The organism is Aquibium pacificum, assembly GCF_040839445.1.
Taxonomy (GTDB): Bacteria; Pseudomonadota; Alphaproteobacteria; order Rhizobiales; family Rhizobiaceae; genus Aquibium; species Aquibium pacificus.
In genome coordinates this window covers 1,037,378-1,063,298 of record NZ_JBDPGJ010000002.1, presented here as the reverse complement: position 1 = coordinate 1,063,298, position 25,921 = coordinate 1,037,378, and the positions used below count along the sequence as shown (strand labels likewise).

Sequence of the window (25,921 nt, the reverse complement as noted above, 5' to 3'; positions counted from 1 at the left end):
CATTACCAGCGGCGTTCGAAGCGCTGCCTCAGGAAGATGGCGATGCCGTTCATCACGATGAGGAACCCGAGCAGCACGAGAATGGCGGCGGAGGTTCGCGCCACGAAGCCGCGCTCGGGGCTGTCGGCCCAGATGTAGATCTGGGTCGGCAGGGCAGTCGAGGCCTCGAACACGCCGGCGGGCGGGCTGGTGATGAAGGCGTTCATGCCGATGAGCAGCAGCGGAGCGGTCTCGCCCAGCGCCTGTGCGAGACCGATAATCGTTCCGGTCATGATGGACGGCATCGACAGCGGCAGGATGTGATGGAAAATCGCCTCGTGCTTCGAGGCTCCGATCCCCAATGCCGCTTCCCTGATTGCGGAAGGCACAGACGTCAGCGCTGCGCGGGTGACGATAATGATCGTTGGCAACGTCATCAGCGCAAGGACCATGCCGCCAACCAGAGGGGCAGAGCGCGGCAATCCGAACCAGCCCAGGAACACGGCGAGGCCCAACAGGCCGAACACGACCGACGGAACGGCAGCGAGATTGTTGATATTGATCTCGATCAGATCGGTGAAGCGGTTCTTCGGCGCGAACTCCTCCAGATAGATCGCCGCGGCGATTCCCGCCGGAAACGAGATCAGGAAACATACCAGGAGAAGCCAGAAGGACCCGGAGATGGCGCCGGCAAGGCCTGCGAGTTCCGGGAACCGGCTGTCGGAATTGAAGAACAGGCCCCAGTTGATCGGCCGCGAGATCGCTCCGTTACGTTCGAGCGCTTGGTAGAAGGCGATCTGCCGGTCGCTCACGCGGCGCTGGCTTTCCGGAAGATCGGTGTTCACGAGACCTTTGGCCAGCTGATCGAACGGGTCCGACAGCGGGACCATAAAGGTCGCTCTCCCGTCGAGCAGCGACGGTTCGGCCATGATGCGGTCCCGGATGAGGAACGGAGCCGAAGACGTGAACATGGAGAAGTAGTCGCGCTCGTCCGACCGCGAGAGTTCACCGATGTCGTCGCGCACAGCATCCCGAAAGACGTTGCGCCAGTTCGAATCCATCAAGTTTTCGCGGTCGAGTTCGGCCGAACTGAAATCGATCTCGATGGTCACCATCGACTGCCTGAAGGCATTGGAGCCGGTATAGACCAGGGTACCGACGAGAACCGCGAGGAATCCGAGCGCGAAAGCGATCGCAATCATGCCGTAGATCTGCAGCCGCCGGTCGGCTGCGTAGCGCGCCTTGCGCCGCGCCGCCATGACGTCGGATTTCCAGGCAACAGCCCCGCCGGATCCAGTCGAGGCGCCGTCAGAAAGAGCCATCAGTACTTCTCCCGGTATTTGCGCACCGTACGCAAGGCGATCAGGTTCAGGCCCAGGGTGATGATGAACAGCATGAGCCCGAGCGCGAACGCCGCGAGCGTCTTCGGGTTGTCGAACTCGCTGTCGCCGATCAACAGGGTCACGATCTGGACGGTCACCGTCGTGACGGAATCGAAGGGGTTGAGCGTCAGCTTGGCGATCAATCCCGCAGCCATGACGACGATCATCGTTTCGCCGACGGCCCGGCTGAGCGCGAGCAGCACGCCGCCGACGATGCCGGGCAGCGCCGCCGGCAGGAGCACCTTGCGGATGGTCTCGCCCTTGGTGGCTCCGAGCGCGTAGGAACCGTCGCGCATGGCGCGAGGCACCGCGGCAAATGCGTCGTCGGACAGGGACGATATGAAGGGGATCAGCATCACGCCCATGACGCCGCCGGCAGCAAGCGCGCTGTTGGGTGCGGCATCGATTCCGATGGCGAGGCCGAGGCTGCGGACGGCCGGGGCAACCGTCAGGACAGCGAAGAAGCCGTAGACGATGGTGGGAATGCCGGCGAGGATCTCAAGCAGCGGTTTGACGACGGCTCGGAAGCGTTCACCGGCGTATTCGGTGAGATAGACGGCCGAAAGGATGCCAGTAGGTACGGCGACCGCCATGGCAAGGGCCGAAATGACGAAGGTGCCGAAGAGCACTGGGATCATGCCGAAGGCGCCCTGCCCTGCGACCTGATCCGCCCGAATCGCGATCTGCGGCTCCCAGCGCAACCCGAACAGGAACTCGGTGACGGGGACGCGGGCGAAGAACTGAAGTGCCTCGTAAACGAGCGACGCTACGATGCCGGCCGTGGTCAGAATCGCGACCAGAGACGAGAACATCATGAACCAGGTGACGGAGCGCTCGACGCTGTGACGCGCCCGGAACCGATGCTCGATGGCGCGGAAACCGAAATAAGCCCCAAGCGCGACGAGGGCGGCGACGAGTGCCACCATGGCCCAGGTCGCGAGGGATTCCAGCGAGCGGAGATGCTCGACCGCGGCCAGCACCTCGGGCGATGGTTCCTTGAAGATATTGCCGGAAGCGACCTGGCGGATCTCACTTACCAGAAGGTCCTGTTGCGGACCGGAGAGCTGATCGGATCCGGGAAAGGAAGCGATAACGAGGGCATCGATGACGCTGTTCTGGAACAGAAGCCAAAGCAGGATGAAGACGAAAGCCGGCACGCCGGTCCAGATGGCCGCGTTGAGGCCGTGATAGATCGGACGAGAATGCGATTTCGCTCCGCCCGCGGCGTCGCGCTTGTTGCGGGCGCGCCAGATGCCGACAAATGCGGAAGCAAGCGCGGCAAGCGCCATCAGCCCGATCAGATAGCCCGCCATCACGTCCCCCGTAGGACTGCCTTACTCGTCGATGAAAGCCGGCCGCCCCGTTTCGAGGCGGCCGGGAGTATCGGTTTCGATCAGGAGCCGAGCTTCTTGGCGTCGGCGACGGCCTTCTGCACTTCCATGAGCTTCTCTTCCGAGAGCGGGGTCAGGCCGCGCTCCGGCAGGTAGCCGTCAGCACCCAGGGCCCCCTCGGAGACGTACTCCTCGAGGAACTCGTTCATGCCGGGGATCACGTCGCGGTGAGCGTTCTTCACATAGAAGAAGATCGGACGGGCCACGGGATAGGAGAAGTCGGCGATGGTTTCGAAAGTCGGCTCGACGCCGGCAACCTTCACAGCCTTCAGCTTGTCCGAGTTCTCGTAGAGGAACGAGTAGCCGAAGATGCCGACGGAGTTCGGATCCGCCTCGAGGCGCTGAACGATCAGGTTGTCGTTCTCGCCGGCTTCGACGAAGGGGCCGTCCTGACGCATGCGCGAGCAGACCTCGTCCCACTTGTCCGCATCCGACTTCTTCAGTTCGGCCATGCCCGGCAGGTCCTTGCAGCCGTCATGCATAACGAGTTCGACGAAGGCGTCGCGGGTGCCGGACGTGGGCGGGGGGCCGAAGGCGATGATGTCGAAGTCGGGGAGCGAGGGGTCGATGTCCGACCACTTCTTGTTCGGATTGGCGACGAAGCCGCCATTGCCGTCCGGAAGCTCGGCGGCGAGCGCCTTGAAGATCTGCTCCTCGGTCAGGTCCATGTCGGGCGCGCTGCTCGCATGGGCGATCGAGAGGCCGTCATAGCCGATGAGGGCTTCGGTGATGTCGTCGACGCCGTTGGCGGCGCAGAGTTCGACTTCCGACGACTTGATGGCGCGGGAAGCGCCGGTGATGTCGGCGAAGTCGGGGCCGATGCCGCCGCAGAACGCCTTGAAGCCGCCACCGGTGCCGGTCGATTCGACGACGGGAGCCGGGTTGCCGGTCTTGTTCGCATACTCTTCGGCGGCCGCCTGCGAATACGGGAAGACGGTCGACGAGCCGACGATCTTGATCTGGTCACGCGCGGCAGCGATGCCTGCGGAAGCGGTCAGGGCGATGGCCGCAGCCGACGCCGTGAGGAAAACTTTCTTCATTGGGGCCTACTCCTGTTCGGAAATCCGACGGCGCCTCTGCCGGCGCCTTCCTTCAGCGCTGGAGAGCAGCGCCGCGGCCCGATTAGCCTTCCCATGTTACAGTTGCATGACAGTTTCGTGTCGCCCGGGTGAAGTCGTCCGAAGCGCACCGGAAGACGTCGGCGGCATCTTCATAGCCGGCTAAGCTTAGATCTCTGCTGGCGGCCCGATCCCCGGACAGAATCCCGGCGTATGAAGCTTGCGTGGCGGGATGAGAAAAAGCCGGGCAGGGGAGCCGTGCGACAGCGAGGAGCCGTGCACCGGCGGGTCTTTCTTGGAACAGGATCGGTTGGAGCTCGCGAAGCCGTGTTCAACCCGCCGTCGCTCATCTGCCCGGTGTATCCCCGTTGCCGGAGATGAGTATGTTATGCCTAACGCGCCGCCACGCGAAGCTGTATGGTGCGATCACACCATGACGCCAGGTGAATTCCGCCGCTTCAGCCTGCCTTGTGCAGCGCCCTCTCGGGCGCTTCCAGCCAGCGCTGGATTTTCTCGAGCAGCATGTTGGGGCTGATCGGCTTCGACATGTAGTCGTCCATGCCGGCCGCGAGGCAGCGCTCCCGGTCCCCTTTCAGCGCATGGGCGGTCACCCCGACGATCGGTACGTGCTCGGTGTCCCGCTCCGCCTGCCTGATCGCGTTCGTTGCCTCCAGCCCGTTCATCTCGGGCATGGAGACGTCCATCAGGATCAAGCCCGGCCGCATCTCTGCGTGAGCCTCGACGGCGAGCCGGCCGTTGCGGACGATCTCGAAGCTGTAGGGCGTGTCCGAGAGTATCTGCGCGAAGACCAGCTGATTCACCTCGTTGTCCTCGGCGACCAGGATGTCCAGCCTTCGGGATTGCTGGCTCGGATACCCTGACGGCGAAGCGGTCTCGGGGGGAGCCGTCCGCAGCTGCTCCGCCGCGGGACGAGCTATTTCCTCGTCAGCGGGAGACCGTTCGCCGGACACGATTGGAATGGCGATGTCGTCGTGGTGGCGCTGAATATGCGACACGAGCGCTTCCAGAAGCGCCGACGAACGCGCCGGCTTTATGAGTTGCGTGCCGATGCCGAGATCGCGGTTCTGCGCCAGGCTCAGGGACTGGTCGACGGAGGTCAGCATGATGATCGGCGTGTGAACCAGCGCCGGCACGGTCCGCATGGCGGCGGCGACGTCGCTGCCGCTCACTCCGGGCATCTGGTAGTCGAGCACCACGCAGTCGACCCGCACCCCGAGCCGCGCCGTCTCCTTGAGCACGGCCAGCGCCTCTGGACCGTTCTCGGCCGCGCAGGCGTCGAAGCCCCAGGCGTTCATCTGCTCCATGAGGATCGCCCGGTTGACGGAATTGTCGTCGACGATGAGGACCCGCGCGCCGGTCACGTCGTGCGGGGTAACCTTGCGCCTGGTCTCGAGGTCGCCGAGCGGCAGGGGGATGTCGAACCAGAAGGTGGAGCCCTTGCCGAACTCGCTCTCCACCCCGATCTCTCCGCCCATCAGCGCAACGAGCCGCGAGGTGATCGCCAGCCCAAGGCCGGTGCCTTCGTGGCGGCGGGTGGAACTGGCGTCCACCTGGCTGAACTTCTCGAACACATGGCCGAGCTTGTCCTCGGGAATGCCGATCCCGGTATCGGTCACTCGGAAGCGCAGCTTGACATTCTCGCCGACGACATCACCGGAGACATCGACCAGCACGTGTCCCGAATCGGTGAACTTGACCGCATTGCCGACGAGGTTCGTCACGATCTGGCGCAGGCGGCCTGCATCGCCCACGACCGTGCGTGGCAACTCCGGATCGACCCGGACGATGAGTTCAAGATCCTTTTCCTTCGCGCGAGTAGCCATCAGGGTCGCGACGTCCTCGACGGACTCGCCCAGGTGGAACGGCGCGGGATCGAGCACGAGCTGCCCGGCGTCGATCTTGGAGAAGTCGAGGATGTCGTTGATGATCGTAAGCAGCGCGTTGCCGGACTTTGTGATGATGTCCGTGAACGTCTTCTGCTTCTGGTTCAGTTCCGTCTTCGCCAGCAGTTCCGCCATCCCAAGCACCCCGTTCATCGGGGTGCGGATCTCATGGCTCATGTTGGCAAGAAATTCCGACTTGGCGCGGTCTGCCAGGACAGCGCGCTGTTCCGCGGCGCGAAGTTCCTCCTCCCGCCGCTTCATCTCGGTCACGTCGGAACTCGATCCGATCAGATAGAGCGATCCGTCGGACGCGGTCATCAGCCCCTTGCGGGCGATCTGGTACCGGATGCTGCCGTCGGGCGCGGTCGCGACTTCCTCGATTTCCAGGAGTTCGCGACTTTCAAGGACTTTGCGGTCGCCTTCCATGAAGATTTCGCCGTCGGGTCCGAAGACTTCGCCGTCGGTATGACCGATCGCGTTCTCCTTCGGGATACCCGTCAGGTCCGACCATCCCTGGTTCACGTAGACGATGCGGAGATCCGGGCGCTTGGCGTAGATCGCCACCGGGACGCTGTCGATGAGGCTGCGGAACAGCTCGTTCTCGCGCATGCTCTCCTTGAGTGCGGCCTCGCGCTCTTTCAGTTCCGTGATGTCGACCCGCACACCGACGAAGAGCCCGTCCCTGGTGCGCGTATCGTGAACCTGAAACCAGCGGCCATCAGCGTTCTGCCTTTCCGAGACGTGATGGTCGACATGATAGCGCTGGAGGTATCCCTCGATCCACGCCTCGCGGTCGACCTCGTAAAGTGCGTCGAGCGCGGGATCGTCGGACTGCCTGAAGTAGCCGGCCCGATGGCCTTCCTCAAGAGCCGGACGGAGCGCGCATCCCGGCCGCATGAGATGCGCGATCGCGGGGAGCGATTCGTGTATGCTCCGGTTCGACAGCACGAACCGGTCGTCCTCGTCGTAGATGATCACGCCCGCGGGCAGCGTTTCGAGAACGTGCGCAAGCTGGTTGCGCGCCTGTTCGGCTTCCCTCTCGCGACGGCGGATTTCGGTAACGTCGAAGACGAAACCGCTCACATAGGTGTTGCCGCTCTCGGTGCTCACCCGGTTCTTGCGTACCACCCTCGAGCGCCCGATACCCTTGAACTCGAAATCCTCCTCCACCTCGTACGGTTCGCCGGTCTCCAGAACCCGCCGCTCGTTCGCCTCGAACAGTTCGGCTTCTTCCGGCGTGACGAAGTCGCCGCCCGTCAGACCAAGCATCTCGCCGGGCATCCTGTCGAACATTGCCGCGAACGCCTTGTTGACGAAGACGAACCGCAGATCCTGGTCCTTCACGAAAATCGGATCCTTGACCGCGTTGATCACGGCATCGGCAAGTCCCATCCGCTCGACGGCGACGTTGAGGGCCGCCTCCCGCTGCTTCATTTCCGAGACGTCGTAGTAACAGACGAGACGCTTGCCCCCGGAAAGGGCGGTCACCGAGTATATGAGCGTCGATCCGTCGGCACGATGGAACTCACGCGGCGCCACGTCTCCCCGGCGTATCTCTGCAAGGCGCTCCTCGACGTATTCCTCCCACCGCGATTCCGACACGTTGTAGATCCCGTTGTGCCGGTTCACGTCCATCAGCGCGCGGAAATGATCGCCGACGTTCACATCGCCGGGATCGAGTTTCCAGAGATCGTAGAACGCTTTGTTGATTATCTCCGCCTCGAGGTCGGGATCGAGAAGGACGACGCCCATCCGCATGGTGTTCAGCGTATGCTCGAAGTCTGCGAGAAGATGCTCGGCCCAGCTCTTGGCTTGCGCGAGTTCCTCCTCCCGCCGCTTCATCTCGGTCACGTCGGTTCTCGTTCCGACGCGGTCTCCGGTCGCTGTGAGGCGGTCGCGGCGCAGCATCCAGCGACCATCGGGTGCTTCGTATAGGATCTCCTGGTCGAGTTCCCTGGTCCGTGCCTCGACCTGTTCGCGGATCCATTCTGCTTCCCGCCCGCGCAAACTGCTGACCGCACCGGAATGTGCATACTCCGACACGAGTTCTTCGAAGCTTTGCCCCAGTTTGGAACCCTCCAACAGCGCATATTCGCGTCGGAAGGCATCATTGTAGACGAGGAGCCGGTCGTCTTTGTCCCACAGAACGAAACCGTCCGGCAGCGCATCGATCCCCGCCTGCATCCGCTCCCGAACGGCTTCCGCCGCCGCGAGCGCCTGCCTCGTCTGGTTCTCCTTTTCCTCCCGCGCGGTGATGTCGGTACAGATTGCGATGGATCCGCCGTCCTCGGTGCGGTGCTCGCGCCGCAGAAGCTGCCGGCCGTCGGCCAGACGCCATATCGCCGGTTCGGCGTTCTCCTTCCTGTGCGCTTCCGCCAGGGATTTCCGCCATTCGTCGGGTTCGATCCCGCCGAGGTCGAACAGCCCGCGTTCGAGGCAGGCATCGAGGAACCGGTCGAAGTGGAGACCGGGGCGGACGATGTCCTCCACGCCCCGGAAGAGTGTCAGGAACGCTTCGTTGTAGAGCACGATGCGATCGTCGCCGTCGCAATAGGTGAAGGCATCTTCCATGTGGTCGAGCGCCGCCGTCAGCCGTTCGGCATGGGAGACGGCGGTCTCCCTGCCCAAGGTGGCCGCGGGTTTGTCTGCTGCGCTGGTTGGCGCCGCCGACATCGCCATCAGCGGCGTCACGTTGCGCGCGGTGCCCTGGTATCCGGCAAAGTGCCCTGCCGCGTCGAAGCGCGGAACGCCGGAGAGCTCGACGAATCTGCAGTTGGGTTGGCTGGCCCTGACCTCGTCGATGAAGCTGCGGAAGGGCCGCCGGGCGGCAAGGTCCGAGAGATGCGCCGCCGCGAGCGGATCGTCCTGCGCCCGCATCGTCAGCGCCTGGATGCGCGACCGGCCGACAATGGCCGATCGCTTGATGCCGGTCTGTTCGATGCACGCATCGCCGACCCAGGTCCAGCGATGGGCCGCGTCAGTCTCCCAGAGCCAGTCGCTGCCGATCTCGACGAGCTGCGCGGTCCGGTCACGATCGGTACCGGACGGAAAGCCGCCACCGCCGAGCCTCGCGGTCGCGGCGATCTTCTCGTCCTCCTGGCCGGACGGCGGCATTTTCGCCTCCGCCGCCACCTCGCGCTTCTTCACCCGCTCAGCTCCGTCCCCTTCACAGGTCTGTGATAGGAAAGGATGCCGCAGAAGCGTTAAAGAGCGGCTAACCTTAACAGGCCAGTCGGGGAATCCACCCGGATTCAGCCCCCGTTGACGTCGAAACGCAGCGGTTTCGCCGAATCGATCTTCGGGTTGCCGCGCAGCTCGGCCAGCACGTCCTGCGGGAAGGGCTCGTCGAGATAGAGCAGCGCGATGGCGTCGCCGCCCGGCCGGTCGCGGCCGAGCTGGAAGTTGGCGATGTTGACGCCGCGCGAACCGCAGATGGTGCCGAGCAGGCCGATGATGCCCGGGACGTCGGCATTGGTGGTGTAGAGCATGTGCTGGCCAACCTCGGCGTCGAGATTGATGCCTTTGATCTGGATGAAGCGTGGCTTTCCGTCCGAAAAGCAGGTGCCGGCGATCGAGCGCGTCATGTGCTCGGTTTTGACCGTCAGCTTGATGTAGCCGTCGAACACGCCCGACTTGTCGCGCCGGACCTCCGACAGGATGATGCCGCGCTCCTTCACCATGATCGGTGCGGAGACCATGTTGACGTCCGAGACCTGCGGTCGGATCAGACCGGCGAGCGTGGCGCTGGTCAGCGCCTTCGTGTTCATCGAGGCAGTCGAGCCGTCGAACAGGATCTCGACCTCCTTGATCGGATCCTCGGTGACCTGGCCGACGAAGGCGCCAAGCACCTCGGCGAGCTTGACGAAGGGCTTCAGCCGCGGCGCTTCCTCGGCAGTGATCGAGGGCATGTTGATCGCGTTGGAGACCGCGCCCTTGATGAGGTAGTCCGACATCTGCTCGGCGACCTGCAGCGCAACGTTCTCCTGCGCCTCCGAGGTAGAGGCGCCGAGATGCGGCGTGCAGACGACATTCGGCATATGGAAGAGCGCATTTTCGGTCGCCGGCTCGACCTCGAACACGTCGACGCCGGCGCCCGCGACCTTACCGGACTTCAGCGCCTCGACGAGGTCGGCTTCCACGATCAGGCCGCCGCGGGCGCAGTTGATGATGCGCACGCCGTCCTTCATCTTCGCGATCGAGGCGGCGTTGACGATGTTGCGGGTCTTGTCGGTCAGCGGCGTGTGCAGCGTGATGAAGTCGGCGCGGGCGAAGAGTTCGTCGAGCTCGACCTTCTCGATGCCGAGTTCGGCCGCGCGGCTCTCCGACAGGAACGGATCGAAACCGACGACGTGCATCTTGAGCCCGATGGCGCGCGTCGCCACGATCGAGCCGATGTTGCCGCAGCCGATCACGCCCAGCGTCTTGCCGGTGATCTCGACGCCCATGAACTTGTTCTTTTCCCACTTGCCGGCGTGGGTGGAGGCGTTCGCTTCCGGGATCTGCCGGGCGACGGCGAACATTAGCGCCACCGCGTGCTCGGCGGTGGTGATGGAGTTGCCGAAGGGCGTGTTCATCACGATGATGCCCTTGCGCGAGGCAGCGGGGATGTCGACGTTGTCGACGCCGATACCGGCGCGGCCGATCACCTTGAGATTGGTCGCGGCTTCGATCAGCTTGGCCATCACCTTGGTGGCCGAGCGGATGGCGAGGCCGTCATACTGGCCGATGATGGCGGCGAGCTTGTCCTTGTCCTTGCCGATCTCCGGCAGGTAGTCGACCTCCACGCCGCGATCCTTGAAGATCTGCACGGCGGTCGTGGAAAGGGCATCGGATACGAGAACGCGGGGCATGGGTCTGATCCTTTGGGTTTCGTGGCGAAACACCCCTCATCCGCCTTCGCTTCGCTCAGGCACCTTCTCCCACGAGGGGAGAAGGGGGGTGCTGCACCGTCGGTTCTGCCAATCACCTGCATCGGCGACTGGCGGGACGATTAAGGCCGGCGCCCCTTCTCCCCTTGTGGGAGAAGGTGGCCGCGAAGCGGCCGGATGAGTGGTATCTTGGCTAGGCCGCGGCCTTGAGCGCGGCCTTCTGCGTGGCGAAAGCCCAGTCGAGCCAGGGGAGCAGCGCCTGAAGGTCGGAGGTCTCGACGGTCGCGCCGGCCCAGATTCTCAGACCGGGAGGCGCGTCGCGATAGGCGCCGATGTCGTAGGCCGCCCCCTCCTTCTCGAGAGTCGCTGAGAGGTTCTTGGCGAAGATCGCTTGCGCTTCGATGTCGAGCGCCATGATGTCGGGATCGACGATCGACAGACAGACCGAGGTGTTGGACCGCGTCGCGGGATCGACCGCGAGGTGGCCGAGCCAGGACGAAGCTTCGACGAACCGGTCGAGCACTCCGAAGTTGGCATCGGCGCGGGCGACCAGCCCTTCGAGCCCGCCGACCGACTTCGCCCATTCGAGCGCGTCGATGTAGTCTTCCACACAGAGCATGGAGGGCGTGTTGATCGTCTCGCCCTTGAAGATGCCCTCGATGAGCTTGCCGCCCGAGGTGAGGCGGAAGATTTTTGGTAGCGGCCAGGCCGGCTTGTAGGTCTCCAGCCGTTCGACCGCGCGGGGGCTGAGGATCAGCATCCCATGCGCGCCTTCGCCGCCGAGAACCTTCTGCCAGGAGAAGGTGACGACGTCGAGCTTGGAAAAATCGAGCCGTTGCGCGAAGGCCGCCGAGGTGGCGTCGCAGATCGTCAGGCCCTTGCGGTCGGCAGGAATGAAGTCGGCATTGGGAACCCGCACGCCGGAGGTCGTGCCGTTCCAGGTGAAGACCACGTCGCGGTCGAAATCGACCGTCGAGAGGTCGGGCAGTTTGCCGTAGGGCGCCTCGATGGTGCGCGCGTCCTTGAGCTTCAGCTGCTTGATCACGTCGGTGACCCAGCCGGCGCCAAAGCTCTCCCAGGCGACCATGTCGACGCCGCGCTCGCCGAGCAGCGACCACATCGCCATCTCGACCGCGCCGGTATCCGAGGCGGGAACGATGCCGATGCGGTAGCCGGCGGGAACCTGGAGGATTTCGCGGGTGAGATCTATGGCCCGTTCGAGGCGCGCCTTGCCGACCTTGGCGCGGTGCGAACGGCCGAGCGGCGCGTTCTTCAGCGCCTCGGGCGACCAGCCGGGACGTTTGGCGCAGGGACCTGAGGAGAAATTGGGGGATTCCGGACGGAGTCCGGGCTTGGAAATCGTCATCGTGGTCTATCCTTCCAGATAGTAAGCCCGCTCGTTGGGGAGGGGTGGCCCACGGACGGCGATATTCCCTTCACCCCCGCGCCGTCAAGGGCAAAGTTCTCGTTGCGGAAACGACGGCCGGAGTTGTTCCGCTGCCGGAAAAACGAAAGACGGCGGCCGAGGTCGCCGCCGAAATTCCAATCCTGGCGGGATGCGCCTACCAGAGGTCGTAGCGAAGGCCGACCTTGACCTGGTGGATGTCGACGCCCTCACGGACGACCGGCAAACCGTTGCTGATCTCGGAGTATTCAAGGTCGGGTGCCGACAGGAACTGGTAGCCGACGTCCAGCGAGAGATTGTTGGTCAGCCGGTAGGCCGCCCCGGCGTTCAGCGTATAGGCGAAGCTGAACTGGTTCTTGTCGTCCGTCAGCGCGATGTCCAGCACGGCGGGATCGACGAAGTTCTGATAGTACCCCTGCTCGCGCTTGGAGTAGACGAACCCGACGCCGGCCCCGATGTATGGCGTCAGGCCGACATAGGTGCCGAGGTCGACATAGGCGTTGGCCATGCCGGTCCAGGCCTGGTTCTCGACGCCCACGGTCGTCGTGCTGACGCCCGGATTGCTGAAGGAGAGGTTCTGGTCGTTCTTGGCGAGGAAGCCGAAATTGACGTCGGTCCGGAAGTAGTCCGACCAGTGATAGCCGAAGCCGACCGAGCCGCCGAGGGCGGTGTGCGATTCGTCCCAGGACGGGTTCGCGATCGTCGGACCGCCGTAGTCCAGGTTCCGGAAGGGATTGTCGGTGTTGTAGGTGAGATCGCCGCGCAGATACCAGCCCGACCCTACCTCCACCGGTACGACTTCCGGGGCTTCCTCGACGTAGATCGGCGGATCGTAGTCGGCGCCGAGCGCGTGGGCGGCCGGCCACCCTGCCAGCGCAACGGTCGAAAGCACTATTCTGGACAGCAATCTCATCGCCTCACTCCGGATTGTTCCGCCGGGCGCGCAATACTCGCGTGCACCGTTAAGAGGCATTGTTAACCATATTGGTTAAACGCGGGTTAAGCATGGACCTCGCCTGCCGCCAATGAAATCAATTGCTTGGCGCGGCGTCCCCGCAAAAGCGAAAGGCCGCCCGGCGAACCGGACGGCCTTCCTAGTACCTGGTGGTCGCAGGAAGTTACTTGTAGACGGGCATGATCGGCTCGGGCTCGTAGGCGACCTGCTGAGGAGCCGCGCAGTTCGGATTGCCGCCGCCGAAGGTCCAGCGAAGACCCGCCTTCACCTCGTGCGCGTCTATGCCCCTGTCGAAGCCGGGACCGACGCCGATCGAGACACCGCCGGGCGTGAATTCCTCGAACATCCGGCCACCTTCGATGTGGGTGAAGCGGTATCCGACGTCGGCCTGGAGGTTGCTGGTCAGGCAGTAGGAGGCGCCGGCCATGACCGACCAGGCGAAGCGCCAGTCCTTGGCGCCCTTGTGCGTGATGGTGCCGCCGCCGACCGTGTTGCGCAGGTCGTCCCACTTGAGATGCGCGCCGCCGATGCCTGCGCCGACATAGGGAGTGACGCCGTAGTAAGTGCCGAGGTCGGCGTAGGCATTCGCCATCAGGAGGATCGCGGAATAGCTGGTCTGGTCGACCGACGTGCAGGTCGTGCCGCCGCAGGTTCCGATAGTCGTTCCCTCGAAGTCCGACTTGGCCCAGTAATCGATCGTGGTGTCGACGCGTAGGTAGCGTGTCGCCTGGTAGCCGACGCCGCCGCCGAAGGACCATGCCCCGTCGAGGTCACCATCCAGGCTGCCCGTGCCAGGGTCCGGCGTGCAGCAGCCATAGGTGATGTAGTCCGAGCCCTTGAACTTGGACCAGTGGTAGTCGATGTCGCCACGGATGTACCATGCACCATGGTCGACCTGCTCGTAGACCACCGGCGGCGGGATTTCCACGACCGGCGGCTCGTAGAGATCCGCTGCGTGCAGAGTGGACGCGCTCAAGAGGAACAGCGCGCCGGTCATCAGCCTGGCTGACATCAGCATGAGGACTATCCTTGCAATTCCCCGGAAACGATTTCGTACCGGGTCCGTTAATCTCGCGAGGATAATGGAAGGGAAAAGTTAAAGCGGCCTTAACCGTGTTCGTTTACCACTGAGCATCGGCAAAAACACGAAAGCCTCCCCCGGAGGAAGGGTTTCGGCAGGACTCGGTCTACGGAATTCCGGCAGGCTCAGGCGGCGGTCTTGATGCTTCCGATCACGCCGACGAGATCGTTGACCACCTTTTCGACCAGCCCGGGATCGTCTCCTTCGGCCATGACGCGGATCAGCGGCTCGGTGCCGGAGGGACGAATCACCAGACGCCCCTGCTTGCCGAGACGGCTGCGGGCCTCGTCGATCATGGCGCGCACCGGATCGCTCTCCAGCGGGCGGCCGCCATCGAAGCGCACGTTCTTCAAGACCTGCGGAACGGGTTCGAACTTGCGGCAGACCTCGCTTGCCGGACGGTTCGAGCGCTTGATGCAGGCGAGCACCTGCAAGGCCGAGACAAGCCCGTCGCCCGTGGTGGCGAAATCGGAGAGCACGATGTGCCCGGACTGCTCGCCGCCGACGTTGAAGCCGTGGGCGCGCATGTGTTCGACGACGTAGCGGTCGCCGACCTTCGTGCGCTGGAGGGTCAGGCCGAGGTCGCCCAGATGGCGCTCCAGACCGAGGTTCGACATCACCGTTGCGACCACGCCGCCGCCGGCGAGCCGGCCCGCCTGGTGCCAGGATTCCGCGATCACGGCCATGATCTGGTCGCCGTCGACGATCTCGCCGTTCTCGTCGGCGATGATCATCCGGTCCGCGTCGCCGTCGAGCGCGATCCCGATGTCGGCCCTCACCTCGCGCACCTTCTCGCAAAGGCTGGCGGGGCTGGTCGATCCACACGCGTCGTTGATGTTGAAGCCGTTCGGCTCGTCGTGAATGGCGAAGACTTCCGCACCGAGTTCCCAAAGCGCTGCCGGCGCAACCTTATAGGCGGCACCGTTGGCGCAGTCGATGACGATGCGCATGCCGGCCAGCGACATGGAACGCGGCAGCGTGCGCTTGGCGAACTCGATGTAGCGGTCGTGGACGCCGTCGATGCGCTTGGCGCGTCCGAGCCCTTCCGAACTCGCCAGTTCCGCCCCGAGATCCTTGTCGAGCATCCCCTCGATGCGCGTTTCGATCTCGTCGGAAAGCTTGTAGCCGTCAGGCCCGAAGAGCTTGATGCCGTTGTCGTAGAAGGCGTTATGGGAAGCCGAGATCATCACGCCGATGTCGGCGCGCAGCGACCGCGACAGCATGGCGACGGCCGGCGTCGGCACCGGTCCGAGCAGGAACACGTCCATGCCGGCGGCGCAGAAGCCCGCGACCATGGCGTTCTCAATCATGTAGCCCGAGAGCCGCGTATCCTTGCCGATCACCACGCGGTGCCGGTGCTTGCCGCGCTGGAAGGAGAGGCCGGCTGCCATGCCGACCTTCATCGCCACCTCGGCGGTCATCGGAAAGGTATTGGCCCGTCCCCGGATACCATCCGTACCGAAATACTGCTTTGCCATTCCTGTCGGTTTCCCCACCGCTTCTTCCGGCCCCACGAATCGGTGTGCCATAGAGCGGTTTGCTAGCGGAATCACAATATGTGAGACTGTGTAACCGAAGATTCAGCTTCCGAGCATAGACCGGACCCAATTGACGGCCGGTTAACGCAGCGACGAAATCCACTCGCGCAAAAGTTTCACCGCATCGTGGTCGGCGAGCACGCGGCCCAGTTCCGGCATCATCACGCCAGGCTCGGTGCTTTCGACGCGGTGGATCAGGATCGATCCGTCCGGATCGCCCGGCTTCACGTCGAACGCGCGGTCGCCCGAACCCCGCCCCGCCGCGACGGGCCGCTTGCCGATGCCGAGCGCAACCGGATCACTTTCGTCGAAAGTGAGGAAGAGGCCCGAATTGCTGGCGGGGCCTTCACGGCGGTGGCAATGGGCGCAGTTGACGTCCAGCCAGGCGCGGGCGCGGGCTTCCAGCGGTGCTGATTCGTCGCGCCAATCGGGCACCGACGGGGCATCCCCCGGATCCGGCGCTCCCGACAGCGCTCCCGATTCGCTCCAGGTGGCGAGCTGGTTGTGCGCTCCCTCTGGATAATCATAGTCGCGGTTGAGATTGCGCGCCTTGGGCCCGAGCGGGACGATCTCGCCAGACAGAGCATGGCAGCCCTTGCACTGGTTCTTGTTCGGCACCGAATAGGTGAAGGAAACCGGGCCGTCGGCGATGCCGGAGAGCGTGACGGGTACCTTTGCGCCGGCAATCTTGAGCGCCGCATCAGTCTGCTCGTCGTTCCACAGATAGGCCCAGGCCTGCCACCCGTCCTCGCGGCGCAACAGCACCCGCGTCTCGATCAGCCGGAGGTCCACGTCCGGCGCATCGAGGGCGGCGGGAAACGCGAACGTCTTCACCAGCGCCGAACCGACGGGAAAGGCGAAGGCTTCGGTCGGGTCGTAGGTCGCGGCCTTGCCGGACGGCACGTAGACGAAGCGATGCTTGCGCGCGTGGTCGGAGAAGAGCGGTGTGTTGAGATCGTAGGGGATGACGCCGTCGGCCGGCACCTGCGCGGCCGCATCGGCGAAGAATTCGAACCCGGAGAGGAGTTGCGGCGGCCTGTCCGCAAGGATCGCCTCGTCGGACACCGCGTGGCCGAGGCTGGTGAATTGGAGGAAGGCGGCGAGCGCTGCGGTGACGACGCCGACGACGCGGTCGGTATCAGGCATCCGTCGCCCGCTCACGCACCGCCATCCTGAGGCAGCTTCACCGGTTCGGGTTCGGGCAGGGAGCCGGCCCGGGACGAGATGTCGGTGTCCGGCCACCAGCCCCAGGGCAGCAACAGCTGCGAGATCATCTTCAGATTGACGAAGGTCGTTCCTTCGGCTTCCTCGACGTAGACGCCGTTCTCGCTCGCAGTCCAGGAGAAATACTCCGGGATCGTGGTTACCCCGTCCCAGACGATGTCCGGCACCGGCGTCCCCGAGACGTCCGAGATCGTCTTGCCGACCTCGCCGTCCGGCTCGAAGCCGCCCTCGCCGTAGACGTTGTCGTGGACGTAGACGCCGCGCGGCACGAAGACGTAGTTCTCGTCCTCGTATTCGTTCGGATAGGCGGCGACGAGCACGTGCGCGGTCGCGTTACCGTCGAGCCTGTTGTTGAAGACGTGGACGTTGCGGTTGGCCATGACCATGATGCCCATGCCCTTCGGAACGATGGCGACCATGTTGCCCTCCGGCGCGAAGTTGGGCGTGTCGTTGTCCACCACCTCGTTGTCGAAGACGCGGATGTCGTGGCCGCCCTGTACCGGCAGATTGGGGAGATCGAAAACCAGGATACCCCCGGTGTTGTGGGCCGCGACGTTGTGGTGAACGTCGGCGCGGAAGGAGTTCTCGATCTCGATGCCGGCGACGTTGTACTCGGCGCGGCTGTTGCGCACGATGATGTTCTCGCTCTGGCCGACATAGATGCCGGCGTCCGATGCGCCGCGTACGGTGACGCCTTCGATCAGCACGTTCTTCGATGAGACGGGGTAGACGCCGTATGCGCCGTTCTCGGCCTTCGGGCCGCCCGTCCATTCCACGCGCAGGTTGCGAAAGGTGATCTGGTCGGAACCCTTCGACTTGACGCCGTCGCCCTTGGTGTCCTCGACCGCGAATTCCTCCAGAACCACACGGTCGGACGTCACCAGCAATCCCTCGCCCGATCCGGTCTGGCCCTTGAAGGAGAGCACCGTCCGGTCGGCGCCCGCGCCCCTCACCGTGACGTCGTCGACGTCGAGGGAAAGACCGTCGGTAAGTTCGTACCTGCCTTCCGAGATCATCACCGTATCGCCGGGCTGGGCCATGATCAGCGCCTCGAGCAGCCTCTCGCTGGCTCCTTCGCCGTGCTCTACGGTGATTTCGGCCGCGAAGGCGGAACCGGCGAGGCACAGGGCAAACACCGCAGAGGAGATGGGCTTCGTCGTGCGCAGTAAAATCGAACCGGATTGCATCTTGCTGTTCCACTTCCGCGAGAAAGCTTGACGATGCCGCCGATCCGGTGCCAAGTCAACAAAGATGAAAGAGTTTCATTTTCCATGCGCACGATGCTGAACGGCGGCGGACCTTCGGCGGATACCCGGGGCAAGCCCCGGCAGAAGCGGTCGCTGCGAACCGAAGCGGCACTTCTGGCTGCGACCGAGGCGGTGGCCGCCTCCGAAGGCGAGGCCGCGGTGACCACCTCGCGCATCGCGGCCGAGACGGGCGTGGCAGTGGGGACGATCTATCGCTACTTCGCCGACCGGGACGCCATGCTGCTGGCAGCGTACGACGCGACGGTCCTGCGGATCGTCGAGGCGTGCGGCGCAGAGCTCACCGAACTCGATCCGGACATCGGCGTGGAAAATGCCGCGCGGCACCTGCTCGACGTCTATCTCGCCGCCGCGCGCGCCATTCCGGGCCACGCCGCCTTGCTGCGGGCCATGCGCCGAATCCGCTCGGTCGAGCAGGACGACGACGAGAATCGCAACCGCATCGCGCAGGATCTGCTCTCGCCCTTCCTCGCGCGCTTCGGCATCGGTGCCGCCCGCGACGACGACGCGCTGCACTTTCTCAACGTACTTCTCGGGACCTTGGTGGACCTCTACCTGATTACCGAGGAGGAGGGTGCGCAAGAGAGTATCCGAGGGCACATAGAGGCCCACATGCTACTCGGATTATCTAGGATAGCTACTACTTAACTTTGTAGTAGAAGCGGCAATGCTTCTTGCTCTTTTCTGACGTCCATTCCACCGGACATACGTGGTTCGCATCGAGCCATTCCCATATGCCAGACTCGGTTTTTCCGTTGCGGACGTTTTTCCAAGTCTTATCGACATAGAAGCTTATGCTGCCCTGCTGGAAGTTGAAACGCTTCAGCAATTGCTTAGATGCAGCCGCAGCATGAGACATCATAGTCAGCGCTCCAAACAGGATTGCCATTGCCGCGATAATTTCCCTCATATCAGATATCCCCAACCTCAACGCCCATTGCGAGCCGACGACTTATACACGATACTCTATTTTGTGGTTACCTTGCCATGGCATGGTATTCGTCGTTCGGGCGCATGTCGACCGCAGCGGCCACCCGGTTCGACATGTTGAAGAAGGCCGCAGTGGAGGTGATGTCCCAGATGTCGCGGTCCGTGAAGCCCGCCTCGCGCAGCGCGGCGCGGTCGGCCTCCTCCATCTTGTCGGGCGTTTCGGTGAGCTTCACGGCGAAATCGAGCATCGCCTTCTGGCGCGGCGAGAGATCGGCGGCGCGATAGTTCATCACCATCATCTCGCCGAGCTTCGGATCACCGGACAGTAGACGCACCGCTGCGCCGTGCGCGGTCAGGCAGTAGTAGCAGTGGTTCACCGACGAAACCGCCACCGCGATCATCTCGCGCTCGAGCTTCGAGAGCCCCGAGGCACCGAGCATCAGATCGTTGTACATGTCGGTGAAGGCGCGCAGCTTCTTTTCATCGAACGCATAAGCGAGGAGAACGTTGGGGACGAGGCCAAGCTTCTCCTCGCACTTGGCGAAATAGGCCCTCGTCCCCTCTCCCAGGTCGGCGGCCGGCTGCAGATCGAGAGCCGTAGTCCTGCTTTTCATGTCCGTCATCTTCGTTTCATCCCTCCGTATCATTTTGGCCGCGCGGCGCGCCGTCAGGGTCGCATTCACGACTTTGTCTGTTACGATAGCCAAAAGAACTGCCCGGAGGAAATGCAATGGCGGCGCATGACGGCGGCGGCACTGACGCCGACAACGATCCCACCATGTCCGACGCTGCCAGGCTCGCCGGCTTCGCCGGTCTGCTGTTCTCGCGAGCCTCCCGCGAAGACGTCTCGGCCTATGACGCGGCCATGCTCGAACGTGCCGCCGAACTCGCCCGGGCGGCGGTCGAACGGCACCACAAGGGCGAGAGCATCGTCGCGATCGAATACCAATCCGGCGTCGAGCGAGAGGATCGCCCGGTGACGGTGATCACCGTCGTCAACGACAACATGCCCTTTCTGTTCGATTCGATCATGGGCGAGATCGGAGAAGGTGGCGTGGCGCCCTTGCTGGTGACGCATCCCGTCATCTACGTCACGCATGATGCCCAAGGGGTCCGTTCGATCGAGGGCGAGGCCGACGCCAGCGACGGAAGCGACCGGCTGAGCGTCATCCACGTCCACGTCGCGGCAATGAGCGAGACGGAGGCGCAGGATCTCGAAACACGCATCGGACGCGTCCTGACCCAGGTCCGCGCGGCGGTCGGCGACTGGAAGCCCATGCTGGCCCGGCTGGAACACACGATCTCCGACTACCGCTACATGCCCGTCCCGCTCGACCGGGGCGCCGTGACCGAAGCGGTCGCATTCCTGGAATGGCTGCGCGACGACAACTTCACGTTCCTCGGCATGCGCAGTTACAGCTTCACCGGCGAAGGCAACAGCGGAACGCTCGAGAGGACCGACCAGCGCGGCCTCGGCATTCTATCGGATCCGAACCTGCTCGTGCTGCGCGGCAACACCCAGACCTCGGTGACCACGCCGGAGATCCTGGAGTTCCTCAACGGCCCCGAACCGCTCATCGTCACCAAGGCGAACGCCCGCTCGCTCGTCCACCGCCGGGCCTATCTCGACTATGTCGGCGTCAAGACCTTCGATCCCGAAGGGAAGCTCACCGGCGAATTGCGAATCGTCGGGCTGTTCACCTCGACGGCCTACACGCGCTCGATCCTGAAAATTCCGTATCTGCGCTCGAAGGCCGAGACCGTCATCGCCGCATCCGGCTTCGACAAGAACGACCATTCCGGCAAGGCGCTGATCAACGTGCTGGAATCCTATCCGCGCGACGAACTCTTTCAGATGGACACGGACCTGTTGCGCCGGCACGCCATGACGGTGCTGGCGCTCGGCGAGCGGCCACGCGTGCGGGTCCTCGTCCGCGTCGACCAGTTCGACCGCTTCGTCTCAGTGATCGTGTTCGTGCCGCGCGACCGCTACGATTCCCGCGTCCGCGCCGAAATCGGAGACTATCTGAAGACCGTCTACGAAGGACGTCTCTCCGCATACTACCCGGCCTTCCCGGAAGGCTCCCTCGCACGCGTCCATTTCATCATCGGGCGCTCGGGCGGCAAGACGCCGGCAATCGAAGCCGCCACGATCGAGGCCGCGATCCGCGACATCGTCCGCACCTGGGACGACGTCCTTCGCGAGGCAGCGGTCGAAGCCGGGGCCGACCCGCGCTTCGCAGCCATCGCGCAGCGCTTTCCCGAAGCCTACCGCAACAGCTTCGCGCCCTTGGAGGCCCTGGCCGACGCGGGCCGCATCTGGGACCTGTCTGCCGCCAATCCGATCGCCATCGACTTCTATCGCCACGCCGACCAGCCGCCGGAGCAGGTCGCGCTGAAGATATTCCATCACGCATCGGCCGTCTCGCTCTCGCAACGCGTGCCGCTCCTGGAGAACATGGGCTTCCGCGTGATCAGCGAGCGTACCTTCGAGACCGGTCCGGAGGACGGCGGCAAGGTCTTCATCCACGACATGGAACTCGAAAGCGCCTACGGCAAGCCGGTGAACCTCGCCATCGACGGGGCGCTGTTCGAGGACGTCTTCCTGGCGGTGTGGAACCGCAAGGCCGACAATGACGGCTACAACGGGCTCGTCCAGACGGCGGGGCTGCGCTCGCGCGAGATCATCATTCTGCGCGCCTACGGCCGCTACCTCCAGCAGGCCGGCATTCCGCAGAGCCAGGACTTCATCGCGGCGGTGCTTAATCGCTATCCACGGATCGCCGCCGACCTCTTCCGGCTGTTCACGGTCCGCTTCGATCCCGCCGTTCCCCATGGCACGTCCGCGCACGACCAGCAGGAACTCACCGGCAGGATCGAGGCGGCGCTCGACGACGTGCCGGTCCTGGACGAGGACACCATCATCCGCCGCATCCTGAACCTGATCCAGTCGACGCTGCGGACCAACAGCTTCAAGCCCCCGGAGTCGGGAAAGACGCGTTCGCTTGCCTTCAAGCTCGATTCGCGGCAGTTGACGGGGCTGCCCGACCCGAAGCCGTGGCGCGAGATCTTCGTCTACGGCCCCGAGGTGGAGGGCGTGCACCTGCGCTTCGGGCCGGTGGCGCGCGGCGGTCTGCGCTGGTCTGACCGGGCGCAGGACTACCGCACCGAAGTGCTGGGGCTGGTCAAGGCGCAGCAGGTGAAGAATGCCGTCATCGTGCCGGTGGGCGCCAAGGGCGGCTTCTTCCCCAAGCAACTGCCGCAGGGCGGTACGCGCGACGAGATTTTCCAGGCCGGCAAGGCGGCCTACGTCAACTTCGTCTCCAGCCTGCTGTCGATCACCGACAATCTCAAGGGCGACAGTGTGGTTCCGCCCGAAGGCGTGGTCCGGCACGATGGCGACGATCCCTATTTCGTCGTGGCGGCCGACAAGGGCACGGCAACCTTTTCCGATACCGCCAACGAAATCAGCCAGGCGCATGATTTCTGGCTCGACGACGCCTTCGCATCCGGCGGCTCGGCCGGCTACGACCACAAGAAGATGGGGATCACCGCGCGCGGCGCCTGGGAAGCGGTCAAGCGCCACTTCCGCGAGATGAACCGCGATATCCAGAACGAACCCTTCACCGTCGTCGGCGTCGGCGACATGTCGGGCGACGTCTTCGGCAACGGCATGCTGCTGTCGAAGGAAATCCGCCTCATCGCCGCCTTCGACCACCGCGACATCTTCATCGATCCCGATCCGGACCCGGCCGCCTCCTTCGCGGAGCGGGAGCGGATGTTCGCCCTGCCCCGCTCCAGTTGGCAGGACTACGACCGGTCGACGATCTCGGCCGGCGGCGGCATCTTTCCGCGGTCGCAGAAATCGATCACCCTGACGGAGGCCGCCGCGAGCGCGATAGGCATGACCAAGACCGTCGCCTCGCCGACAGAGATCATGAACGCCATCCTGAAGGCGCCGGTGGACCTTCTGTGGTTCGGCGGCATCGGCACCTATGTGCGCGCCACTCCCGAATCCAACCCGGAGGTCGGCGACCGCGCCAACGACGCGATCCGCGTCACCGCGCCCGAGATCGGCGCCAAGGTGGTGGGCGAGGGAGCCAACCTCGGCATGACCCAGCGCGCGCGCATTGAATACGGCCTGCACGGCGGGCGCTGCAACTCGGACGCCATCGACAATTCTGGCGGGGTGAATTCCTCCGACGTCGAGGTCAACATCAAGATCGCGCTCGCCGCCGCCATGCGCAGCGGCAAGCTGAACAGGCCAGACCGAAACGCGTTCCTGGCCGAGATGACGGGCGAGGTGGGCGAACTCGTCCTGCGCAACAACTACGACCAGACGCTCGCCATCTCGCTGTCGCAACTGCGCGGAATGGCCGACCTGCCGCACCAGCAGCGCTTCATGGCGGCACTGGAGGCGAGCGGCGATCTCGACCGGGTCGTGGAGACCCTGCCGAGCGACTCGGCCCTTGCCGAGCGTTCCGCGCGCGGCGAACCGCTGACCCGCGCCGAGATCGGCGTGCTGCTCGCCTATGCCAAGATCGTGCTCTTCACCGACATCGTCGAAAGCGAGCTGCCCGATGAGCCGCATTTCGATGAAGATCTTTTGTCCTATTTCCCGGATCGGATGGCGAGGGAGTATCGCGCCGAGATCGAAGGCCACCGGCTGCGGCGCGAGATCATCGCCACGCAGCTCGCCAACGACGTCATCAACCGCGGCGGCCCCTCCTTCGTGAACCGCCTGCAGGACGTCACCGCCTGCCCAGCCTCCGAGGTCGTCGCGGCCTTCTCGGTGGTGCGAGACGGCTTCGAACTGCCGGCGCTCTTCGCCGAGATCGACGCCCTCGACACCCATGTGAACGGAGCCGCGCAGCTCGCCTTCTACCAGGCCGTCGTGCGGCTGATATACGCCGCCTCCTACTGGGACCTGAAGAACGCCGACCGGGACGTCTCCGTCAGCGGCAGGATCGACGAACTTCACCGCGCTCGGGGGACACTGGAGCCGAAACTGCCGGACATGCTGCCTGCATTCCTGAAGGAACGGATGGCCGAGCGGCTGGCACGCTTGACCGATGCCGGTGCCCCTTCCGCGCTGGCCGAAAGACTGGCCTTCCTGCATGTGGCCGAGCTCATTCCCGATATCGACCTTGTCGCCCGCCACGCCGGCGCCGACCTCGTGGTCGCCGCCGGCATCTACCTGCGGATCAGCGAAGCCTTCCGCATCGGCCGGATCGAGGAGGCGGCCCGCGCGGTCGTTCCCGCCGACTACTACGACGGGCTCGCGCTTTCGCGCGCCAACGACATGATCGGCGCCGCCCGGCGTGGGATGGCGGTGGCAGTGCTGACCGGCTATGGAAACGAGGAGGATCCGGTCGCGGCCTGGATCGAAGCCGGCGGACAGCGGCTCGCGCGTGCCCGCGACAGGCTCCAGGCGCTGACGGAGGGCGGCGACATCAGCGTGTCGCGCCTCACCGTGGCGGCGGGCATCATGGCGGATCTCGCCGGCTGACGATCCATGCCCGGCAGGGCGGAGGGCGGAAATGAGTGACGGGACTGGCGACCGGGCGTCGCGGCGCGGCATCTGGGGCTGGATGCTCTTCGACTGGGCGCAGCAGCCCTTCCATACGCTGATCATCACCTTCGTTTTCGCGCCCTACTTCGCATCCGCCGTCGCGCCGGACGCGGCGCGCGGACAGGAGCTCTGGGGCTATGCGACGGGCGCGGGCGGCCTGCTGATCGCGCTCTCCTCGCCTGTCCTCGGCGCAATCGCCGACGCGGCAGGGCCGCGCAAGCCCTGGATCGTCGCCTTCTCCATTCTCGGCGTCGTGGGCTGCTGGATGCTCTGGTTCGCCGTGCCGGGCGCAGAGAACATGGCGATGGTCCTGTTCTTCATCGCGCTCGCCGTCTTCGGCATGGAGTTCGCCGCCGTCTTCAACAACGCCATGATGCCGACGCTCGTGCCGCGTTCGGAACTTGGCCGGCTCTCGGGCTCCGCCTGGGGCCTGGGCTATGCCGGCGGCCTGATCTCCCTGGTGATCGTACTCGGCCTGATGTCGGCATCGCCGGAGAGCGGCCGCACCCTGCTCGGCCTCGACCCGATCCTCGGGCTCGATCCCGCTATGCGCGAGGGCGACCGCGCCGCCGGGCCGTTCACGGCGATCTGGTACGTCGTCTTCGTGCTGCCGATGTTCCTCTTCACCCCCGACGTCGCCCGGCGCGCATCGGCCAAGGGCATGGTGAGCCGCGGGCTAAGACGTCTCGGCGACACGCTGAAACAGCTTCCCTCGCAGCGTAGCTATTTCAGCTTCCTTCTGTCCTCGATGTTCTACCGCGATGCGTTGAACGCGCTCTACGCCTTCGGCGGCATCTACGCCGCCGGCGTGCTCGGCTGGTCGATCATCCAGATCGGCATCTTCGGCATTCTCGCCAACCTCACCGGCGCGGTCGGCGCATGGTACGGCGGCATCCTGGACCAGCGGTATGGCCCGCGCTTCGTCGTGGCGGTCTCGGCCACCCTGCTCGCGTTCTGCTGCCTGATCGTCATCTCGACGACGAACACGGAGGTCCTCTTTGTGACGGTGGCCGCTCCGGGAGACGCCTCGGGCATTCCCGACATCGTCTTCTACTGCGCCGGCGCGCTGATCGGCGCGGCGGGCGGATCGCTGCAGGCCGCGTCGCGCACGTTGCTGGTCGATCAGGTGGACAAGGAGCGGGTCACGGAAGCCTTCGGCCTCTACGCCCTCTCCGGCAAGGCGACGACCTTCATCGGACCTTTCGCCGTCGCGCTCGCCACCGGCTTCTTCGCCTCGGAAGCCTTCGGCTTCTCCGCCCAGGACGCCCAGCGTCTCGGCGTCACGCCGATCATCCTTCTCTTCGTAATCGGGCTGGTGCTGTTGCCGATGGTCCGGTCGCGCGACTATCAGGTGCCGGCGGAGGCGTAA

General features: G+C 64.6%; 16 protein-coding genes. 3 read left to right on the top strand and 13 right to left on the bottom strand.

Annotated features, from left to right (window positions below; translation table 11 throughout):
• Window positions 1–2: 2 nt before the first annotated feature.
• The 11 genes from pstA to ABGN05_RS11485 all read right to left on the bottom strand — a co-directional run bounded on the left by pstA (window position 3) and on the right by ABGN05_RS11485 (window position 17,972).
• Entirely contained in the window at window positions 3–1,301 is a 1,299-nt protein-coding gene (gene pstA, locus ABGN05_RS11535) for a phosphate ABC transporter permease PstA (protein WP_367954150.1), read from the bottom strand.
• The gene (gene pstC / locus ABGN05_RS11530) at window positions 1,301–2,674 is read right to left on the bottom strand and encodes a phosphate ABC transporter permease subunit PstC (RefSeq protein WP_367954149.1); all 1,374 of its coding nucleotides are present in this window, start codon (window positions 2,672–2,674) and stop codon (window positions 1,301–1,303) included. The genes pstA and pstC overlap by 1 nt, the downstream gene beginning before the upstream one ends.
• Window positions 2,675–2,754: 80 nt before the next feature.
• A complete protein-coding gene (locus ABGN05_RS11525) occupies window positions 2,755–3,792 on the bottom strand; it encodes a substrate-binding domain-containing protein (RefSeq protein ID WP_367954148.1) in 1,038 nt (345 codons plus the stop codon).
• 476 nt (window positions 3,793–4,268) lie between these two features.
• On the bottom strand, window positions 4,269–8,861 hold the full coding sequence (locus tag ABGN05_RS11520; protein ID WP_367954147.1) for a PAS-domain containing protein: 4,593 nt from the start codon (window positions 8,859–8,861) through the stop codon (window positions 4,269–4,271).
• A gap of 104 nt (window positions 8,862–8,965) precedes the next feature.
• Window positions 8,966–10,564 (bottom strand): phosphoglycerate dehydrogenase, encoded by a 1,599-nt coding sequence (gene serA, locus ABGN05_RS11515; protein ID WP_367954146.1) that lies wholly within the window; start codon window positions 10,562–10,564, stop codon window positions 8,966–8,968.
• A gap of 211 nt (window positions 10,565–10,775) precedes the next feature.
• On the bottom strand, window positions 10,776–11,948 hold the full coding sequence (locus ABGN05_RS11510; protein WP_367954145.1) for a phosphoserine transaminase: 1,173 nt from the start codon (window positions 11,946–11,948) through the stop codon (window positions 10,776–10,778).
• Between the two features lie 196 nt (window positions 11,949–12,144).
• Window positions 12,145–12,900 (bottom strand): outer membrane protein, encoded by a 756-nt coding sequence (locus ABGN05_RS11505; protein WP_367954144.1) that lies wholly within the window; start codon window positions 12,898–12,900, stop codon window positions 12,145–12,147.
• Window positions 12,901–13,105: 205 nt separating this feature from the next.
• Window positions 13,106–13,960, bottom strand: coding sequence for an outer membrane protein (locus ABGN05_RS11500; protein ID WP_367954143.1), 855 nt, complete (start codon window positions 13,958–13,960; stop codon window positions 13,106–13,108).
• 188 nt (window positions 13,961–14,148) lie between these two features.
• Window positions 14,149–15,501 (bottom strand): phosphoglucosamine mutase, encoded by a 1,353-nt coding sequence (glmM, locus tag ABGN05_RS11495; RefSeq protein ID WP_072607528.1) that lies wholly within the window; start codon window positions 15,499–15,501, stop codon window positions 14,149–14,151.
• Window positions 15,502–15,642: 141 nt separating this feature from the next.
• Window positions 15,643–16,707, bottom strand: coding sequence for an SO2930 family diheme c-type cytochrome (locus ABGN05_RS11490; RefSeq protein WP_367954142.1), 1,065 nt, complete (start codon window positions 16,705–16,707; stop codon window positions 15,643–15,645).
• Window positions 16,708–16,718: 11 nt separating this feature from the next.
• Window positions 16,719–17,972 carry a parallel beta-helix domain-containing protein gene (locus ABGN05_RS11485; protein WP_367954141.1) on the bottom strand — a complete coding sequence of 418 codons (1,254 nt, stop codon included), beginning with the start codon at window positions 17,970–17,972 and terminating at the stop codon, window positions 16,719–16,721.
• A gap of 84 nt (window positions 17,973–18,056) precedes the next feature.
• On the opposite strand from ABGN05_RS11485, the gene ABGN05_RS11480 reads away from it, so the two are divergent.
• Entirely contained in the window at window positions 18,057–18,698 is a 642-nt protein-coding gene (locus ABGN05_RS11480) for a TetR/AcrR family transcriptional regulator (RefSeq protein ID WP_367954140.1), read from the top strand.
• Here ABGN05_RS11480 and ABGN05_RS11475 read toward each other — a convergent pair.
• A complete protein-coding gene (locus ABGN05_RS11475; protein WP_367954139.1) occupies window positions 18,691–18,960 on the bottom strand; it encodes a hypothetical protein in 270 nt (89 codons plus the stop codon). The genes ABGN05_RS11480 and ABGN05_RS11475 overlap by 8 nt on opposite strands.
• A 67-nt stretch (window positions 18,961–19,027) precedes the next feature.
• Window positions 19,028–19,594 carry a peroxidase-related enzyme gene (locus ABGN05_RS11470; protein ID WP_367954365.1) on the bottom strand — a complete coding sequence of 189 codons (567 nt, stop codon included), beginning with the start codon at window positions 19,592–19,594 and terminating at the stop codon, window positions 19,028–19,030.
• 164 nt (window positions 19,595–19,758) lie between these two features.
• Between ABGN05_RS11470 and ABGN05_RS11465 the strand changes: the two genes are divergently transcribed.
• Complete coding sequence (locus ABGN05_RS11465; protein ID WP_367954364.1) at window positions 19,759–24,489, top strand: NAD-glutamate dehydrogenase; 4,731 nt, start codon at window positions 19,759–19,761, stop codon at window positions 24,487–24,489.
• Window positions 24,490–24,520: 31 nt separating this feature from the next.
• On the top strand, window positions 24,521–25,921 hold the full coding sequence (locus ABGN05_RS11460) for an MFS transporter (protein WP_367954138.1): 1,401 nt from the start codon (window positions 24,521–24,523) through the stop codon (window positions 25,919–25,921).

Bases quoted from the DNA above. Each gene is read 5' to 3' on its own strand.
- pstA (WP_367954150.1), bottom strand. From the start codon at position 1,301: ATGGCTCTTTCTGACGGCGCCTCGACTGGATCCGGCGGGGCTGTTGCC.
- pstC (WP_367954149.1), bottom strand. From the start codon at position 2,674: ATGGCGGGCTATCTGATCGGGCTGATGGCGCTTGCCGCGCTTGCTTCC.
- ABGN05_RS11525 (WP_367954148.1), bottom strand. From the start codon at position 3,792: ATGAAGAAAGTTTTCCTCACGGCGTCGGCTGCGGCCATCGCCCTGACC.
- serA (WP_367954146.1), bottom strand. From the start codon at position 10,564: ATGCCCCGCGTTCTCGTATCCGATGCCCTTTCCACGACCGCCGTGCAG.
- ABGN05_RS11510 (WP_367954145.1), bottom strand. From the start codon at position 11,948: ATGACGATTTCCAAGCCCGGACTCCGTCCGGAATCCCCCAATTTCTCC.
- ABGN05_RS11505 (WP_367954144.1), bottom strand. From the start codon at position 12,900: ATGAGATTGCTGTCCAGAATAGTGCTTTCGACCGTTGCGCTGGCAGGG.
- ABGN05_RS11500 (WP_367954143.1), bottom strand. From the start codon at position 13,960: ATGCTGATGTCAGCCAGGCTGATGACCGGCGCGCTGTTCCTCTTGAGC.
- glmM (WP_072607528.1), bottom strand. From the start codon at position 15,501: ATGGCAAAGCAGTATTTCGGTACGGATGGTATCCGGGGACGGGCCAAT.
- ABGN05_RS11490 (WP_367954142.1), bottom strand. From the start codon at position 16,707: ATGCCTGATACCGACCGCGTCGTCGGCGTCGTCACCGCAGCGCTCGCC.
- ABGN05_RS11485 (WP_367954141.1), bottom strand. From the start codon at position 17,972: ATGCAATCCGGTTCGATTTTACTGCGCACGACGAAGCCCATCTCCTCT.
- ABGN05_RS11480 (WP_367954140.1), top strand. From the start codon at position 18,057: ATGCGCACGATGCTGAACGGCGGCGGACCTTCGGCGGATACCCGGGGC.
- ABGN05_RS11475 (WP_367954139.1), bottom strand. From the start codon at position 18,960: ATGAGGGAAATTATCGCGGCAATGGCAATCCTGTTTGGAGCGCTGACT.
- ABGN05_RS11470 (WP_367954365.1), bottom strand. From the start codon at position 19,594: ATGAAAAGCAGGACTACGGCTCTCGATCTGCAGCCGGCCGCCGACCTG.
- ABGN05_RS11465 (WP_367954364.1), top strand. From the start codon at position 19,759: ATGTCCGACGCTGCCAGGCTCGCCGGCTTCGCCGGTCTGCTGTTCTCG.
- ABGN05_RS11460 (WP_367954138.1), top strand. From the start codon at position 24,521: ATGAGTGACGGGACTGGCGACCGGGCGTCGCGGCGCGGCATCTGGGGC.